This window comes from Streptomyces sp. NBC_00385 (assembly GCF_035917155.1).
Taxonomy (GTDB): domain Bacteria; phylum Actinomycetota; class Actinomycetes; order Streptomycetales; family Streptomycetaceae; genus Streptomyces; species Streptomyces poriferorum.
Window position 1 is genome coordinate 2,621,695 of record NZ_CP107951.1, and the last position, 16,427, is coordinate 2,638,121.

At 68.6% G+C, this 16,427-nt stretch carries 16 protein-coding genes; 9 read left to right on the top strand and 7 right to left on the bottom strand.

What is annotated here, in order from left to right:
• Nucleotides 1–27 precede the first annotated feature (27 nt).
• From OG959_RS11300 to OG959_RS11310, 3 genes are all read left to right on the top strand, one after another.
• Entirely contained in the window at nucleotides 28–288 is a 261-nt protein-coding gene (locus OG959_RS11300) for a UBP-type zinc finger domain-containing protein (protein ID WP_326658031.1), read from the top strand.
• A 231-nt stretch (nucleotides 289–519) separates the two neighbouring features.
• Nucleotides 520–933 (top strand): anti-sigma regulatory factor, encoded by a 414-nt coding sequence (locus OG959_RS11305; RefSeq protein WP_067163834.1) that lies wholly within the window; start codon nucleotides 520–522, stop codon nucleotides 931–933.
• A gap of 50 nt (nucleotides 934–983) precedes the next feature.
• Nucleotides 984–1,910 (top strand): RNA polymerase sigma factor SigF, encoded by a 927-nt coding sequence (locus OG959_RS11310; protein ID WP_371602880.1) that lies wholly within the window; start codon nucleotides 984–986, stop codon nucleotides 1,908–1,910.
• 61 nt (nucleotides 1,911–1,971) lie between these two features.
• Here the strand turns inward: OG959_RS11310 and OG959_RS11315 are convergent, their stop codons facing one another.
• Nucleotides 1,972–2,364: a hypothetical protein gene (locus OG959_RS11315; protein WP_326666327.1), complete on the bottom strand. Its 393-nt coding sequence runs from the start codon at nucleotides 2,362–2,364 to the stop codon at nucleotides 1,972–1,974.
• A gap of 245 nt (nucleotides 2,365–2,609) precedes the next feature.
• Here OG959_RS11315 and OG959_RS11320 point away from each other — a divergent pair, with 245 nt between their 5' ends.
• Both OG959_RS11320 and OG959_RS11325 read left to right on the top strand, forming a co-directional pair.
• On the top strand, nucleotides 2,610–3,578 hold the full coding sequence (locus tag OG959_RS11320) for a diacylglycerol/lipid kinase family protein (RefSeq protein ID WP_326658033.1): 969 nt from the start codon (nucleotides 2,610–2,612) through the stop codon (nucleotides 3,576–3,578).
• A 318-nt stretch (nucleotides 3,579–3,896) separates the two neighbouring features.
• Nucleotides 3,897–4,154, top strand: a complete 258-nt coding sequence (locus OG959_RS11325) for a WhiB family transcriptional regulator (RefSeq protein ID WP_003953983.1) — start codon at nucleotides 3,897–3,899, stop codon at nucleotides 4,152–4,154.
• A 181-nt stretch (nucleotides 4,155–4,335) separates the two neighbouring features.
• Here OG959_RS11325 and OG959_RS11330 read toward each other — a convergent pair whose 3' ends face one another.
• Together OG959_RS11330 and OG959_RS11335 are read right to left on the bottom strand one after the other, a co-directional pair.
• Complete coding sequence (locus tag OG959_RS11330; RefSeq protein WP_326666329.1) at nucleotides 4,336–5,802, bottom strand: sensor histidine kinase; 1,467 nt, start codon at nucleotides 5,800–5,802, stop codon at nucleotides 4,336–4,338.
• Nucleotides 5,803–6,168: 366 nt separating this feature from the next.
• Nucleotides 6,169–7,239 (bottom strand): SIS domain-containing protein, encoded by a 1,071-nt coding sequence (locus OG959_RS11335; RefSeq protein WP_326658034.1) that lies wholly within the window; start codon nucleotides 7,237–7,239, stop codon nucleotides 6,169–6,171.
• A gap of 218 nt (nucleotides 7,240–7,457) precedes the next feature.
• Between OG959_RS11335 and nagB the strand changes: the two genes are divergently transcribed.
• Entirely contained in the window at nucleotides 7,458–8,243 is a 786-nt protein-coding gene (gene nagB, locus OG959_RS11340; protein WP_326658035.1) for a glucosamine-6-phosphate deaminase, read from the top strand.
• Nucleotides 8,244–8,328: 85 nt separating this feature from the next.
• Here the strand turns inward: nagB and OG959_RS11345 are convergent, their stop codons facing one another.
• From OG959_RS11345 to OG959_RS11360, 4 genes are all read right to left on the bottom strand, one after another.
• Entirely contained in the window at nucleotides 8,329–9,879 is a 1,551-nt protein-coding gene (locus OG959_RS11345) for a glycoside hydrolase family 3 protein (protein ID WP_326658036.1), read from the bottom strand.
• Nucleotides 9,880–9,886: 7 nt separating this feature from the next.
• Nucleotides 9,887–10,750: a carbohydrate ABC transporter permease gene (locus tag OG959_RS11350; RefSeq protein ID WP_326658037.1), complete on the bottom strand. Its 864-nt coding sequence runs from the start codon at nucleotides 10,748–10,750 to the stop codon at nucleotides 9,887–9,889.
• Nucleotides 10,747–11,760: a carbohydrate ABC transporter permease gene (locus OG959_RS11355; protein WP_326658038.1), complete on the bottom strand. Its 1,014-nt coding sequence runs from the start codon at nucleotides 11,758–11,760 to the stop codon at nucleotides 10,747–10,749. The genes OG959_RS11350 and OG959_RS11355 overlap by 4 nt, the downstream gene beginning before the upstream one ends.
• 128 nt (nucleotides 11,761–11,888) lie before the next feature.
• A complete protein-coding gene (locus OG959_RS11360) occupies nucleotides 11,889–13,187 on the bottom strand; it encodes a sugar ABC transporter substrate-binding protein (protein WP_326658039.1) in 1,299 nt (432 codons plus the stop codon).
• 281 nt (nucleotides 13,188–13,468) lie between these two features.
• On the opposite strand from OG959_RS11360, the gene OG959_RS11365 reads away from it, so the two are divergent.
• The 3 genes from OG959_RS11365 (at nucleotide 13,469) to mctP (ending at nucleotide 16,372) form a co-directional block, all read left to right on the top strand.
• Entirely contained in the window at nucleotides 13,469–14,239 is a 771-nt protein-coding gene (locus OG959_RS11365) for a GntR family transcriptional regulator (protein WP_326666331.1), read from the top strand.
• 247 nt (nucleotides 14,240–14,486) lie between these two features.
• The gene (locus OG959_RS11370) at nucleotides 14,487–14,741 is read left to right on the top strand and encodes a DUF3311 domain-containing protein (RefSeq protein WP_326658040.1); all 255 of its coding nucleotides are present in this window, start codon (nucleotides 14,487–14,489) and stop codon (nucleotides 14,739–14,741) included.
• A complete protein-coding gene (gene mctP, locus OG959_RS11375) occupies nucleotides 14,738–16,372 on the top strand; it encodes a monocarboxylate uptake permease MctP (protein ID WP_219567546.1) in 1,635 nt (544 codons plus the stop codon). The genes OG959_RS11370 and mctP overlap by 4 nt, the downstream gene beginning before the upstream one ends.
• Nucleotides 16,373–16,427 lie beyond the last annotated feature (55 nt).

Sequence of the window (16,427 nt, forward strand, 5' to 3'; positions counted from 1 at the left end):
CCTCGCATCCGTCGTAACCTGGCCATCATGAGCGAGTGCCCGCATGTACCGGACCTGCCGCGCCCCGAGCCCGCAGCCCTCTCCGAGACCTGTCTCGAATGCCGGGCGGCGGGCACCCACCCCGTGCAACTGCGACTCTGCCTGATCTGCGGGCATGTCGGCTGCTGCGATTCGTCGCCCCACCAGCACGCCACGGGGCACTTCAAGGAGACCGGTCACCCGGTGATGCGGAGCTTCGAGGCCGGCGAGAGCTGGCGCTGGTGCTTCGAGGACGGTTCGATCGTCTGACGTGTGGGTACGTCAAACCGGCGCCTGTTGTTCGTAATTGACCGTCGCAGACCCCTAGCCACTGTGTGTACTCATGGGCTTACCATGAGTGACAGTCATGGGATGGGGTCTCGGCGACACGGCATCATGGATCGCGATAGCGTCGCCGGACCAAGAACCGAAGACGTACCGCATGGCTCCGGGCGACCCTTCCCGGATCCTCGAAGAGTTTGTGCCACCTTGGAGGTGAGGGTGTCCCAGATCGCAGGCGAGCCCGGGAATCAGGACTTCGTAGAGGTCCGGCTGCCCGCTGCGGGTGCCTACCTGTCGGTGCTGCGTACGGCCACGGCCGGTCTCGCAGCGCGTTTGGACTTCACTCTCGACGAGATCGAGGATCTTCGTATCGCGGTCGACGAGGCCTGCGCGATCCTGCTCCAGCAGGCCGTGCCGGGTTCCGTCCTCAGCTGCGTGTTCCGGCTCGTCGACGATTCTCTCGAGGTGACGGTCTCGGCCCCGACGACGGACGGCCGGGCCCCGGAGCGCGACACGTTCGCCTGGACGGTGCTCTCCGCACTGGCCGGAAAGGTCGACTCCTCGGTCGCCGATGACCGTACGGTCAGCATCAGCCTGTACAAACAGCGCGGCGCGGGACCCGGGCCGGCGTGAGCAACGGGAACGGGGACGGTCCTGTGCGGGACGAGACGATCCGACCAGGGGTGGTGCGCGCAGCAGGCATCCCGGAGCAGCAGGCCCTGCCTCATCCGGTGGACGGGGCGGACCTGCCCCGTGCGGTGGACGGGGCACAGGGGCCCGCCGGCATTACGGTCGCGGTGGAGAAGTCGCAGGCGGAGCGGGCGGGCCAGATGAGCGAGCACGGGCACCACGATCCACACGACCGCAGCGGGGCGCGGGCGCTGTTCATCGAGCTGGGCAAGCTCCCGGACGGGTCACCCGAGAAGGCGGAGCTGCGCAACCGGCTGGTGCGGATGCACCTGCCGCTGGTGGAGCACCTGGCGCGGCGCTTCCGCAACCGCGGCGAGCCGCTGGACGACCTGACCCAGGTCGCCACGATCGGTCTGATCAAGTCGGTCGACCGGTTCGACCCGGAGCGCGGCGTCGAGTTCTCGACGTACGCGACGCCCACGGTCGTCGGCGAGATCAAGCGGCACTTCCGCGACAAGGGCTGGGCGGTGCGGGTGCCGCGCCGGCTCCAGGAGCTGCGGCTCTCGCTGACCACGGCGACCGCGGAGCTCTCCCAGCAGCACGGCCGCTCGCCCACGGTGCACGAGCTGGCGGAGCGGCTCGGCATCTCCGAGGAAGAGGTCCTGGAGGGCCTGGAATCGGCCAATGCTTACAGCACGCTCTCGCTGGACGTGCCGGACACGGACGACGAGTCCCCCGCGGTCGCGGACACGCTCGGCTCCGAGGACGAGGCGCTGGAGGGTGTCGAGTACCGGGAGTCGCTCAAGCCGCTGCTGGAGGACCTGCCGCCGCGCGAGAAGCGGATTCTGCTGCTTCGCTTCTTCGGCAACATGACCCAGTCGCAGATCGCTCAGGAGGTCGGCATCTCGCAGATGCACGTCTCCCGGCTGCTGGCCCGCACCCTGGCCCAGTTGCGCGAGCGGCTGCTCGTCGAGGAGTAGGCGGGCGCAGGGGCGGCCGGACGGCACCCGTCCGGCCGGCCCGAGGCCGCCGTACCGCGCCTCAGGCGTCGGCGCTGTCCGTGTCGGGCGTCGCGCCCGGCCGGCGAATGCCGAGCGCCTCGATGGTCGCCGGGCGGGCCAGCTGGTACAGCGCGGTCAGCGCCACCGCGGCGAGCACGATGCCGGCCGGGATCAGCGCCCCCTGGGACCGCAGCAGCGTCCAGGCCACCGGCAGCGCGATGATCTGCGTGATGAGTGCGGGTCCGCGGCTCCAGCTCCGTCGCCGAAGGAGCCCGCGGGCGGCGAAGAGCGGGATCAGCCCCAGGGCGATCACCGTCAGGCCGCCCATTTCGGCCTGCTGCGGGCTGTCGGGGCGGCCGAGCAGCCCCATCACCAGCATGGAGACACCGCCGATGACGAGGGCCGCCCCTTCGAGGGCGCTGAGGCCGGCCACGAGCGTGAGCCTGGCCGGCTTCGGCGGTTCGGCCGAGGGCGTCGGCGAGGGCGCGTTCTGCTGAGTACTCACCCTTGCAGGTTGGCATCCCCGGCGCACGAAAGTGAAGCCGGGGTCGGAACGCCTCCGGCCGGGCGGAGGCGACACACGCACGGACCCCCGCGCCGCACCCACGTCGTCACGCAGCGTGAAGGCATCCGGGCAGGACTTCAGGCCGATACCTCGCGGTAGGTAGTCTGGCGGTCATGCGCGCACTTCTTGTGGTCAATCCAGCTGCTACCACCACCAGTGCGCGGACCCGTGACGTGCTGATTCATGCACTGGCCAGCGAAATGAAGCTGGAGGCCGTGTCCACGGAGTACCGCGGGCACGCCCGTGACCTGGGACGACGGGCCGCCGACAGCGACGACATCGATCTCGTGGTCGCGCTCGGCGGAGACGGCACGGTCAACGAAGTCGTGAACGGCCTGCTCCACAAGGGCCCCGACATCGACAACCTGCCGAAACTCGCCGTGGTCCCCGGCGGCTCGACCAATGTCTTCGCCCGCGCCCTCGGCCTCCCGAACGACGCGGTGGAGGCGACGGGCGCCATCCTGGACGCGCTGGCCAACCGCACCGAACGGACGGTCGGCCTCGGCCTGGCGGCCGGAACCCCCGGCACGGAGGACGAATCGGTCCCGGAGCGCTGGTTCACCTTCTGCGCCGGCCTCGGATTCGACGCCGGTGTGATCGGCCGTGTCGAACAGCAGCGCGAACGCGGCAAGCGTTCGACCCATGCCCTGTACGTGCGCCAGGTGATGCGCCAGTTCCTCGAGGAGCCGCATCGACGGCAGGGAATCATCACCCTGGAGGTGCCCGGCCAGGACCCGGTCACCGACCTCGCGCTCTCCATAATCTGCAACACGGCTCCCTGGACGTACCTGGGGAACCGGCCGATCTACGCCTCCCCGAAGGCGTCGTTCGACACCGCCCTGGACGTCCTCGGCCTGCAGCGACTGTCCACCCCGGCCGTCACCCGGTACGCCACGCAGCTGCTCACTTCGAGCCCGGAAAAGGGTCCGCGCGGTAAGCACGCCGTTTCACTGCATGACCTCACGGACTTCACCTTGCATTCAAAGGCCCCACTGCCCCTCCAGATGGACGGTGACCACCTGGGACTGCGTACAAGTGTGACGTTCACAGGCGTACGCCGTGCACTGCGTGTGATTGTGTGAGTGGAAGGGACCAAAGTCCTTTAACTCGAACGTTTGGACTGGGCTCCACCCTCTAGAAGTACGGCTGTGACCTAGCCGACACCGAGGAATCAAAAAAAACTTTCCAGAAGGGGTTGTATCCGTCGCCGAGGTTTGCGAATCTCTACATGGCGATCGGGACGGCCCGCAACAACGGCCTCCGCTGAAAGCCAGAACCCCTCCTCACTGCACAGGACCACAACCAGTTCATCTGGGCGTCGGCCCGACACTTGCGGGGGGATTCGTGAAAGCGTTCACATTCACAAGCCACAGTACGTATACCAAGGAGAGGTAGCAGCCATGGACTGGCGTCACAACGCCGTTTGTCGTGAGGAAGACCCGGAGCTGTTCTTCCCCATCGGCAACACCGGTCCTGCGCTGCTGCAGATCGAGGAAGCCAAGGCCGTCTGCCGTCGCTGCCCCGTCATGGAGCAGTGCCTGCAGTGGGCGCTCGAGTCCGGCCAGGACTCCGGCGTCTGGGGTGGCCTCAGCGAGGACGAGCGCCGCGCAATGAAGCGCCGCGCCGCTCGCAACCGGGCGCGTAACGCCAGCGCCTGACCGACGCCACCGCTACGAACCTCAGCCAGGCGGCGCGTACAGAGCGTACGCATCACCCCGCCCCCCGAGTCGCAGCGCGCAGTACCCCACGAAGCGCATGCTTGACCAGAGAGCCCGGACCGTTACCAACGGTCCGGGCTCTCTGCTGTGCGTGTGTGCGTGCCGCTTGCGTCCGTACGGGTTACTTGTCGGCGCGGACCGGGATGTCGAGCACGACCTGGGTGCCGCGTTCGGGCGCCGGCACCATGCCGAACGAGCCGCTCAGCTCGCCCTCCACCAGCGTCCGCACGATCTGGAGTCCCAGATTCCCGGCGCGCTGCGGGTCGAATCCCTCGGGCAGACCGCAGCCGTCGTCCTGAACGGTGATCAGCAACCGTCCTTCCGTGGGCGAACCGCCGCGCACCGCGGAGACCTCGACCGTGCCGGACTCGGCCACGCCGAACGCGTGCTCCAGGGCGTTCTGCAGTACCTCGGTGAGGACCATCGCCAGCGGGGTGGCCACTTCGGCGTCGAGGATGCCGAACCGTCCGGTGCGCCGACAGGTGACCTTGCCCGGGGAGATCTCGGCGACCATGGCGATGACCCGGTCGGCGATCTCGTCGAACTCCACCCGCTCGTCCAGATTCTGGGACAGCGTCTCATGGACGATGGCGATCGAACCGACGCGCCGCACCGCCTCGTTGAGTGCCTCACGGCCCTGCGGGGAGTCCATCCGGCGGGCCTGCAGGCGCAACAGGGCGGCCACCGTCTGGAGGTTGTTCTTCACCCGGTGGTGGATCTCCCGGATGGTGGCGTCCTTGGTGATCAACTCACGTTCACGACGGCGCAGTTCGGTGACGTCGCGCAGCAGGACCAGCGAGCCGATGCGGACCCCCTTGGGCTTGAGGGGGATCGCCCGGAGCTGGATCACGCCGCCCGCGCACTCGACCTCGAACTCCCGTGGCGCGTAACCGCTGGCCAGTTTGACCAGCGCCTCGTCCACCGGGCCGCGGGAGGGGGCGAGTTCGGCGGTGATCCCGCCGAGGTGCTGTCCGACCAGGTCGGACGCGAGGCCCAGGCGGTGGTAGGCGGAGAGGCCGTTGGGGCTGGCGTACTGGACGACACCGTCGGCGTCGAGCCGGACCAGTCCGTCGCCGACCCGCGGCGAGGCGTCCATGTCGACCTGCTGGCCGGGGAACGGGAAGGAACCGGCCGCGATCATCTGCGCCAGGTCGGAGGCGGACTGGAGGTAGGTGAGTTCCAGCCGGGACGGGGTGCGGACCGTGAGCAGGTTGGTGTTGCGCGCGATGACACCCAGGACGCGGCCCTCCCTGCGTACGGGGATCGACTCCACGCGTACGGGGACCTCCTCCCGCCACTCCGGGTCGCCCTCGCGCACGATCCGGCCCTCGTCCAGCGCCGCGTCCAGCAGCGGACGGCGGCCGCGCGGGACCAGATGGCCGACCATGTCGTCCTGGTAGGAGGTGGGGCCGGTGTTGGGCCGCATCTGGGCCACGGACACGTAGCGCGTACCGTCACGTGTGGGGACCCAGAGAACGAGGTCGGCGAAGGACAGGTCGGAGAGCAGTTGCCACTCCGAGACCAGCAGATGGAGCCACTCGAGGTCGGTGTCACTCAGGGCGGTGTGCTGGCGGACGAGGTCGTTCATGGAGGGCACGTGTGCGAGCGTACCTGTGGATGCGGACAGGTTCCGAACCGGACGGCCCGCCCGTACGTGCAAGAGGAAGGGCCGGAAATCGCCGCGTCCCGTGGATGGACACCGCGAGTGGTCTAGTCCACAATGCTGAAGACAGAGCCTCCGCTCTCCCCGCACAGGAGAGCGGAACGAGGTACCCGCGCTCTCTGCCCTGACTGCGCCGGGTGCCTCTCCCCGGCCGGGGGCACCGCACACCGCCGGCCGAGCCGATCGCCCTTGACGGGCGGTCCTACTCCGGGCTGCGGTGCTGGTCGGGCTGAGGGTCCCGGCCCGGCGCCGCGGCCCGCGGGTGTTTCCGGAGGCGGTTTCGGCGGCGGGTCAGCGGGTCTCCGTGACCTTCGCGAGCGCACGCGGCGCGTCCGGGTCCTGGCCGCGGGCGATCGTCACCTCGTAGGCCAGCATCTGCAGCGGCAGGATCTCCAGGATCGGCTGGACCTCCTCGGCGACCCCGGCCGTGGGGAGCACGAAGCCCGCGGAGGCCGCTTCCACCTGGGCCTTCGGGCCGACCACGAAAAGGTCCGCACCACGGCCGCGCAGCCGGTCGAGCACCGGCTGGAGCGCCTCGCCGCCCCGGCCGTCGGTGACCACGGCGATCACCGGCGAGATGTTGTCGACCATGGCGAGCGGACCGTGCAGCAGATCGGCGCCGGAGTAGGACAGGGCGGGGATGTAGCTCGTCTCCATCAGCTTCAGGGCGGCTTCCTTGGCCGTGGGGTAGCCGTAGCCGCGCGAGGTGATGACCATGCGCTCGGCGAAGCGGTAGCGGGACGCCAGGGCCTTGACCTCGTCCTTGCGCGCCAGGATCGCGCCGGCGAGTTCCGGCAGGATCGCGGCCGCCGCGCCGTCGCCGCCGCGCAGCCCTTCCACGAAGAGGTACAGGCAGAGCAGTGAGGCGGTGTACGTCTTGGTGGCGGGCAGGGCCTTCTCCGGCCCGGCCAAAATGTCGATGTGGTACTCGGAGACCGCGGCGAGCGGTGAGTCCGGGCTGTTGGTCACCGCCAGCGTGACCGCGCCGGCCTCCCGGGCGGCCTTCGTCGAGGCCACCAGGTCGGGCGATCCGCCGGACTGGCTCACGGTGATGACCAGGACGTCCCTGAGGTCCGGCTTCGCGCCGTACGCGGTGGTCGTGGACATCGAGGCCAGGCCGCAGGGCAGACCGAGCGTGATCTCCAGCAGGTACTTCGCGTAGAGCGCGGCGTTGTCCGACGTGCCGCGGGCGGTGAGCAGGACGAAGCGTGGCTTCCGGCCCGCGATCTCGGCGGCGACCGCCCGGATGGCGGGTGCCCCGCGGTCGAGGATGCGCCGCAGCATCTCGGGCTGCTCGGCCATCTCGCCGGACATGATCCGGCCGGGCTGCTCGCCCTCGTCGGCCGGGTACGTGGCGGACATGTCTGGTGCCTCCCGGAGTGTCGCGGTGCGTCGGTCAAGTCAACACGGGGCACCGTGGGCCCGCCAGCGGACGGCACCGGCGGGGACGGCACCGGCGCGCCCCGAAACACAGGGCCGACGGGCACCGGGGGGCCGTGTCCGGGAACGGGAGTTCTGCTAGATTAGGACTTAGATTGGTCTATACCACATATCGTCAACTCTAGATCGGCAGGCCCCGCGTGGAAGTTGTCATCGTCCCGGACGCCAAGGCAGGCGGCGAACTGATCGCGGGGGCCATCGGCGCCCTGCTCAGCCGTAAGCCCGACGCCCTTCTCGGCGTTGCCACCGGATCGACCCCGCTGCCCATCTACCGAGCGCTGGCCGAGAAGGTCCGCTCCGGCGCGGTGGACGCGTCGCGCGCCCGCATCTGCCAGCTCGACGAGTACGTGGGGCTGCCGGCGGGCCACCCGGAGTCGTACCGCTCCGTGGTGCTGCGCGAGGTCGTCGAGCCGCTCGGGCTCTCCGAGGCGTCGTTCATGGGCCCCGACGGCTCCGCCGAGGACGTCCAGGCCGCCTGCGAGGCGTACGACCAGGCGCTCGCCGACGCCGGCGGGGTGGACCTCCAGCTGCTCGGCATCGGCACGGACGGACACATCGGTTTCAACGAGCCGTGCTCCTCACTCGCCTCGCGCACCCGGATCAAGACGCTGACCGACCAGACACGGGTCGACAACGCGCGCTTCTTCGACAACGACATCGAACAGGTGCCGCACCACGTCATCACCCAGGGCATCGGCACGATCCTGGAGTCCCGCCACCCGATCCTGCTCGCGACGGGCGAGGGCAAGGCGGACGCCGTGGCGCAGACGGTCGAGGGACCGGTCGCCGCGATCGTGCCCGCGTCGGCGCTGCAGCTGCACCCGCACGCGACGATCGTCGTCGACGAGGCGGCGGCGTCCAAGCTGAAGCTGGCGGACTACTTCCGCGCCACGTATGCGGCGAAGCCGCTGTGGCAGGGCATTTAGTTCCGGCGGTACGCGAGAGGGCCGGGGCACCGTGTGGTGTCCCGGCCCTCTTGCGTGCGGGGCGTCCTGCTGGACGCCTTTGTTCTCAAGCGCCGGACGGGCTTGATTGTGTGATGGCCTCCGCCGCCGCCAGGCCGCAGACCCTGGCGGCGCCGTGGGTGGCGATGTGGAGGGCGCCCCTGGGGCCGGCCTGGGGGACACCCATCTCGACCACGATCGTGTCCGGGCGCGCCGCGAGCACCACGTCGAGGGCCTCGGTCATCCACGGGTGGCGGTGCGCGTCACGGACGACCGCGACGATGCGCCGCTCCCCCGCGGCCCGCAGCGCACCGGCCCCGGGTGCCTCGGTCTCGCCGCTGTACGTGCCGGTCTCGGTGCCCGGCAGCAGCCTGGTCAGTTCGGCGGCGACGCCCCACGGGGTCTCGTCACCGACCGCGATGTTCGCGACCGGGGTGAACGCGGCGACGTACGCCGGTCCGCTGAGCGGCTCGCCCGTGCCGGTCACCTTCACCGCGCGGCGGGCGGCGATCAGGCCGACGTCCGAACCGATGCCCGTGCTGTGTCCGGTGCCGGGCGCGGTCCCCTCCTGCACTGCCGCGCCCGGCTCCGAGACAGCCCCCCTGGCCCGACGCGTCCAGGACGCGAGGGCCCGTACGCGGGCGGCGGCGTCCGCCAGCCGCTCCTCGGGCAGTTCACCGGCACGGACCGCCGCGACCAGCGCGTCGCGCAGCCGCAGGACGGTGCTGTCGTCGTCGAGGCCGCCGCCGACGCAGAGCGCGTCGGCACCCGCCGCGATCGCGAGGACGGAGCCGCGCTCGATCCCGTACGTCGAGGCGATGGCCTGCATCTCCACGGCGTCGGTGACGATCAGGCCGTCGTAGCCCAGCTCCTCGCGCAGCAGACCGGTCAGGATCTGCGGGCTCAGGGTCGCCGGGCGGTGCGGGTCGAGCGCGGGAAGCAGGATATGCGCGCTCATCACCGATTTGGAACCCGCTGCGATGGCCGCCCGGAAAGGCACCAGTTCACGGGCGTGCAGGGTTTCGAGGTCCACGTCGATGCGGGGCAGCGCGTGGTGGGAGTCGACCGCGGTGTCGCCGTGCCCCGGGAAGTGCTTGGTGCAGGCGGCGACGCCGGCGGCCTGCAGGCCCTCGACGTACGCGGCGGTGTGCCGGGCGACCAGGTGGGGGTCGGCACCGAAGGACCGCACCCCGATGACCGGGTTGCCGGGGTTGGAGTTGACGTCCGCGGAGGGCGCCCAGTTGAGGTTGACGCCGCAGTCGGCGAGCCGGCGGCCGAGCTCCTTGGCGACGGCACGGGTCAGGGCGACGTCGTCGACGGAGCCGAGCGCCAGGTTGCCCGGGAAGGACGAGCCGTGCCGCACCTCCAGACGGGTGACGTCGCCGCCCTCCTCGTCGATCGCGACGAGCACGTCGTCACGCTCGGCACGGAGCTGGGCGGTGAGCGCGGCGAGCTGCTCGGGCGACTCGATGTTGCGGCCGAACAGCCCGACGGACGAGAGGCCTTCGCCGACCCGGCGCAGCAGCCAGTCCGGTGCCGTGGTGCCGGTGAAACCCGGCTGCAGGACGGCGAGGGCGTCGCGGGTGACGGTGTCCGTGGTGGATGTGAGGGTGGTCATGGCGGCGTTATCCCTTCACGGCGCCGGAGGTGAGACCCGCGGCCATCTTCTTCTGGACGATCATGAAGAAGATGACGACCGGAAGGGCGATCATGGTCGATGCCGCCATCAGGGCGCCATAGTCCGTACCGCGCTCGCTCGTGAACGTCATCAGCCACACGTTGAGCGTGTACTTGGAGTTGTCGTTGATCAGGATGTAGGCGAAGAGGTACTCGTTCCACGCGTTGACCAGTGCGAAGATCGACGCGGCGGCGAGGCCGGGCGCCAGCAGCGGCAGGATGACGCGGCGGAAGGCACCGAAGCGGGTGCAGCCGTCGACCATCGCCGACTCCTCCAGCTCCACCGGGATGTTCACCACGAAGCCGCGGATCATGATCGTCGCGAACGGCAGGGTGGAGACCAGGTAGACGACGATCAGGCTCCAGTACTCGTCGATCCCGCCCATGGCGTTGAGCTGGGCGTAGATCGGGATGAGCATCGCCGTCGGCGGCAGCATCTGGACCAGGATGAGGATCAGGACCAGGGTCTTGCGGCCGAAGAAGCGGAACCGGCCGATGGCGAGCGCCGCCAGGGTGGCGATGATCATGCCGCCGACCACGGCGGTGACGGAGACGATCAGGCTGGACTGGATCGCTGTGCCGAAGTTCGGCTGCTCCGTGGCCCGGACGAAGTTGTCGAAGGTGATCGACGAGGGCCACAGGGTCTGGTCGTACGAGCGGATCTCGCGGCTGGGCCGCAGTGCGCTGATGACCAGCCAGTAGACCGGGAAGACCATGACCAGGGCGATGCCGAGGCCGAGGATGTTCAGGCCGACGCGGGACTTCTTGCGGTCGGGGCGCAGGACCTGTGGTGTGTCGGTCGTGGTGCTCATTCGACCTCTCCCGTCTTCATGAGCTGGCGCAGGTAGTACACGGCCACGCCGGACAGCAGCAGCACCGTGATCAGGGCGATCGCGGTGCCCTGACTGAAGGAGGTGGACTCGAAGGCCTTGGAGTAGGAGTAGAGGCCGAGGGTCTCGTACTCCGGCTCCGGCTTGCTGCCGCGGAGCAGCCAGATCTGGCCGAAGACGTTGAAGTCCCAGATCACCGAGAGGGTGGCCACCATGCTGAACACCGGCTTGATGACCGGCCAGGTGACGTAGCGGTAGACGCCGTAGCTGCTGGCGCCGTCGAGCGAGGCGGCCTCTTCCAGCTCCTGGGGGACCTGGGTGAGAGCCGCGTACAGCGTGACGACGACGAAGGGGATGGCGCCCCAGACCACCAGGAGGGTGATGATCCCGAAACCCTGGACGGGGTCCAGGTACCAGTTGTGGCCGAGGAAGTCCTCGCCGGCGACCTTCGCGATGAGGGTGTTGATGAGCCCGTAGTCGGAGTCGGCCATGAACCGGAAGATCGAGGCGGCGACCATCAGCGGCATCGACCAGGCGGCGATCAGGCAGAAGGTCAGGATCAGCCGGACCCAGTTGGAGAGGCGGCGCATCAGCAGGGCGATCAGCAGGCCGATGCCCATGGTGAGCGTCACGCAGATGGCCATGAAGACCACGGTGCGGAAGGTGACCCACCAGAATTCGGAGTCACCGAGGATGTTGGTGAACTGGTCCAGCCCGACCCACGGCGCGGGTTCACCGCTCCACAGCTCGCGCCGGCCCATGTCCTGGAAGGACATGATGACGGTCTTGCCGAGCGGGTAGAGGTAGACGGCGGCGATCGCCACGATCGCCGGGAGGATCAGGAAGTAGGGGAGGAGTTCACCCTTCTTCCGCTTCCTCTTCTGTGTACGGGGCCCTTTGCCGCCCTCATCGGACAGCGGGCTCCCGTCCACCTGGGGATCACGTGGTACGGGGACCGGTGGCCCGGCGGCCTTGGTATCGGCGGCAGTCACGTGGCGACCTTCCATCGCGGGTCCGAGGCAGGCCCCGGAAAACACGGCGTTCTTTGCGAAAGGAGCGGGGGCCCGGCGCAGTGCCGGGCCCCCGCCTGGCGATCAGAAGGCGAAGGCCTTCTTGTTGATCAGGCCTTCTTGTTGATCAGCGCGTCGATCTCGCTGTCGGCCTTCTTGGAGGCGTCGGCGACCGAGGTGCCCTTGAGGATCTTCAGGAGCATGTTCTCCAGAATCTCCTCCTTCTCGATGGAGGCCCAGCCGGGCGCGATCGGCGTGAACCAGGCGTCCGGCACCGCGTTGGCGATGGCGGCCGTCTCGGGCTTGGCCTTCAGCGGCTCAAGCTGCTTCTCGTTGTTGGGCAGGATGTTCTTCGACGCGAGGACCTCCATGGACTTCGCGTTGGTGAAGAGCGAGATCCACTCCTGGCCGAGGTCCTGGACCTTCGACTTGGAGACGACGGCCAGGTCGGAACCACCGATGAAGGAGGGGAGCGCCTTGCCGTTCGGGCCGGGCATACCGGCCGTCGCGATCTTGCCCTCGAGCTTCGGGTTGCCGTTCTCGCCGGTGGTGACGCTGCCGGCCTCCCAGGCCTGGCCGTAGATGACTCCGGCCTTCTCGTTGGCCATGACGTTGGCGTGGTCCTGCTCGTCCTTCGTCTGGTCGGCCTTGTTGTACTTCTTGACCAGGTCGACGAAGTGCTGGATGCCCTTCTGCGCCTCGGGGCTGGAAAGGCTGGCCTTCCACTCCTTGGAGCCCTCGTCGTACTTGGCGATCTGGCCGCCGTACGCCGCGACGTAGGACATGGCCGCGTACCAGTAACGGCCCGGGTAGTAGAGGGACGAGGCGCGCTTGTCCTTCTTCGCGAGCTCGGCCGAGACCTTGTCCATGGCCGTGAGGAACTCGGTCTCGTTCTGCGGAAGGACGTCGCTGCCGGTACCGGCCTTCAGCATGTCCTTGTTGTAGACCGCGAGACGGGCGCTGGCGTAGTACGGGACGCAGTAGGTCTTGCCCTCGTAGGAGCACGTGTCCTTCAGACCCTTGATCCAGGTGTCCGAGTTCTCGTACTTCTTGGTGTCGACCTCGGCGAGTGCGCCGTTGAGGATGTACTGCATGGTCTCGGTGTTGCCGAGCTCGACAACGTCCGGGAACTTGTCGCCACCGAGGGAGGTGTCGAGCTTCTTTACCTTGTCAGCCCACTGCTGGTACTGAACCTTGACCGTGACGTTCGGGTACTTCTTCTTGAACTCGGCGTTGGCGTCCTTGACCAGTTCCGGCCAGGTCGACTGGGCCTCGCCCATGAGCCAGACGGTCAGGTTTTCCTTGCGGTCCTTCGGGTCCTGCGACGATGCCTTGTCGTCGGAACCACATGCCGCCACGGAAACCAACATGCCCGCGACGCCGATCGCCGCGATGAGCTTGCGCTTCACGCCACCCTCCTCAGGGATGCTGCAACCCCCCGCCCACCGCGCAAAATCGTCGACGAGTACTACTGGGGCTGGGACCTGGTCTTTAATGGTTTAGACCAGTACCGGGAGCTTGGCCTAGACCTTTAGGGGTGTCAAGGGTGTATAAGAAGTGCACTCGCGTCCGTTATAGGACCGACACCTGAGGGAGGGCGACGAGCCGTGACCGGACCGTGCCACCATGTGAGCCGCGACAGACGGAGGAGCCGGTGACGGCAGCAACGCAGCAGTCGGGAAGGCGGGCCATGGGTGCCGACGGGGGCAGTGCGGAGAACGAGACGGGCGCGGGCGCGGGCACGCGTACCGCGCGCGTCCCGAAGTACTACCGGCTGAAGCGACATCTGCTCGACATGACGGACACGATGCCGCCGGGGACCCCCGTGCCCCCCGAACGGACCCTGGCCGCCGAGTTCGACACCTCGCGCACCACCGTGCGCCAGGCACTTCAGGAACTGGTCGTCGAGGGGCGACTGGAGCGCATCCAGGGCAAGGGCACCTTCGTCGCCAAGCCGAAGGTCTCGCAGGCCCTGCAGCTCACCTCGTACACCGAGGACATGCGCGCCCAGGGGCTGGAACCGACGTCCCAGCTACTGGACATCGGCTACGTGACGGCCGACGACACGCTCGCCGGGCTGCTCGACATCACCACGGGCGGCCGCGTACTGCGGATCGAACGGCTGCGCCTGGCGAGCGGTGAGCCGATGGCGATCGAGACCACCCACCTCTCGGCCAAACGCTTTCCCGCGCTGCGGCGTTCGCTGGTCAAGTACACGTCCTTGTACACGGCCCTGGCCGAGGTGTACGACGTGCGGCTGGCGGAGGCCGAGGAGACCATCGAGACCTCCCTCGCCACCCCGCGCGAGGCCGGCCTGCTCGGCACGGACGTGGGCCTGCCGATGCTCATGCTGTCCCGGCACTCACTGGACGGACAGGGCGAGCCGGTCGAATGGGTCCGCTCGGTCTACCGGGGCGACCGCTACAAGTTCGTGGCCCGCCTGAAGCGTCCGCTGGACTGAAGACCCCGTCACCCCGAACAGCCCCCGTGGAAGCGTTCCCACGGGGGCTGTTCGCTGCCCCGCCCCTTCGAGTGGGCCATTGGTCTGCACCAACTCACCGACGTATGACGTCATTTCGACCATCTGTCCGACACGTCAGGACCGTTGCCGGACCGCAATGCGGACAGGGGGTGACGGTGGCCGGAACCCTCGCCTAGATTTCCTGCGCATTACAACTGGTGATCAGTGAGGGGACGGAGTCGCCGCCATGCCGGAAGAACCAGAAGGAAAACCACCCACCGTCACACCCATGCGGGTGGTCATCGCCCTGTGTCTCGTCGCGCCGTTCGTGGCGATGCTCTGGGTGAGTTCGTACGCCAAGGTCGACCCGACCTTCATCGGGATCCCGTTCTTCTACTGGTACCAGATGCTCTGGGTGCTGATCTCGACGGCGCTCACGATGGTCGCGTACAAGCTGTGGCAGCGTGACCAGCGCGCCCGCAAGGGGGGTGCGTCAGCATGAAGGACGGCGTGAACGGCGTCGCGCTCGGCGTCTTCATCTTCTTCTTCCTGGCCGTCACGGTCGTCGGCTTCATGGCCGCCCGGTGGCGCAAGGCCGAGAACGAGGCCAGCCTCGACGAATGGGGACTGGGCGGCAGGTCGTTCGGCACCTGGGTCACCTGGTTCCTGCTCGGCGGCGACCTCTACACCGCGTACACCTTCGTCGCCGTTCCCGCGGCGATCTACGCGGCGGGCGCGGCCGGCTTCTTCGCGGTGCCCTACACCATCCTGGTGTACCCGCTGATCTTCACCTTCCTGCCGCGTCTGTGGTCGGTGTCGCACAAGCACGGCTACGTCACCACCTCGGACTTCGTCCGCGGCCGCTTCGGCTCCAAGGGGCTCTCGCTGGCGGTCGCCGTCACCGGCATCCTCGCCACGATGCCGTACATCGCCCTCCAACTCGTCGGCATCCAGGCGGTGCTGGACGTGATGGGCGTCGGCGGCGGCGAGAACACGCACTGGTTCATCAAGGACCTGCCGCTGCTGATCGCGTTCGCGGTGCTCGCCGCGTACACGTACTCCTCCGGGCTCCGCGCCCCCGCGCTGATCGCGTTCGTCAAGGACGGGCTGATCTACCTGGTCATCGCCGTGGCGATCATCTACATCCCGATCAAGCTCGGTGGCTTCGACGACATCTTCGCCAAGGCGGGCGAGGCGTTCTCCGCGAAGAACGAGGCGGCCGGAAAACCGGTCGCCGGTCTCGCTCCGGGTGAGGCGGGCCAGTGGGGTTACGCCACCCTGGCGCTCGGCTCCGCGCTGGCTCTCTTCATGTATCCGCACTCGATCACGGCGACGCTCTCCAGCCGCAGCCGTGACGTGATCCGCCGCAACACGACGATCCTGCCGCTGTACTCGCTGATGCTGGGGCTGCTCGCGCTGCTCGGGTTCATGGCGATCGCCGCCGGCGTCAAGGTGGACAACGGCCAGCTGGCGATCCCGCAGCTGTTCGAGAACATGTTCCCCGACTGGTTCGCGGGCGTGGCCTTCGCCGCCATCGGTATCGGCGCCCTGGTGCCCGCCGCGATCATGTCGATCGCCGCGGCGAACCTGTTCACCCGCAACATCTACAAGGACTTCCTGAAGCCCGACGCCACACCCGCGCAGGAGACCAAGGTCTCCAAGCTGGTGTCGCTGCTGGTGAAGGTCGGCGCGCTCGCCTTCGTCCTCACCATGGACAAGACGGTCGCGATCAACTTCCAGCTGCTCGGCGGGATCTGGATCCTCCAGACGATGCCGGCCCTGGTCGGCGGGCTGTTCACCCGGTGGTTCCACCGCTGGGCGCTGCTCGCGGGCTGGGCGGTCGGCATGCTGTACGGCACGATCGCCGCCTACGGGGTCGCCAGCCCGACCCAGAAGCACTTCGGCGGGTCCTCCAAGGAGATCCCCGGTATCGGCGAGATCGGCTACATCGGTCTGACGGCCTTCGTGCTGAACGTCGTGGTCGTCGTCGTCCTCACCTTCGTCCTGAACGCCGTGAAGGCGCCCGCCGGGGTCGACGAGACCTCCCCGGGCGACTACACCGCGGACGCGGGAGACCCGGGCGTGAAGACGGAACTCCCGCCGGCCACCGCCGGTGCTCCGGGCGGTCACTGACCACCCGCCGCGTGAACGGGCCGTCGCACCCCTCCCCGGAGAGGCGCGGCGGCCC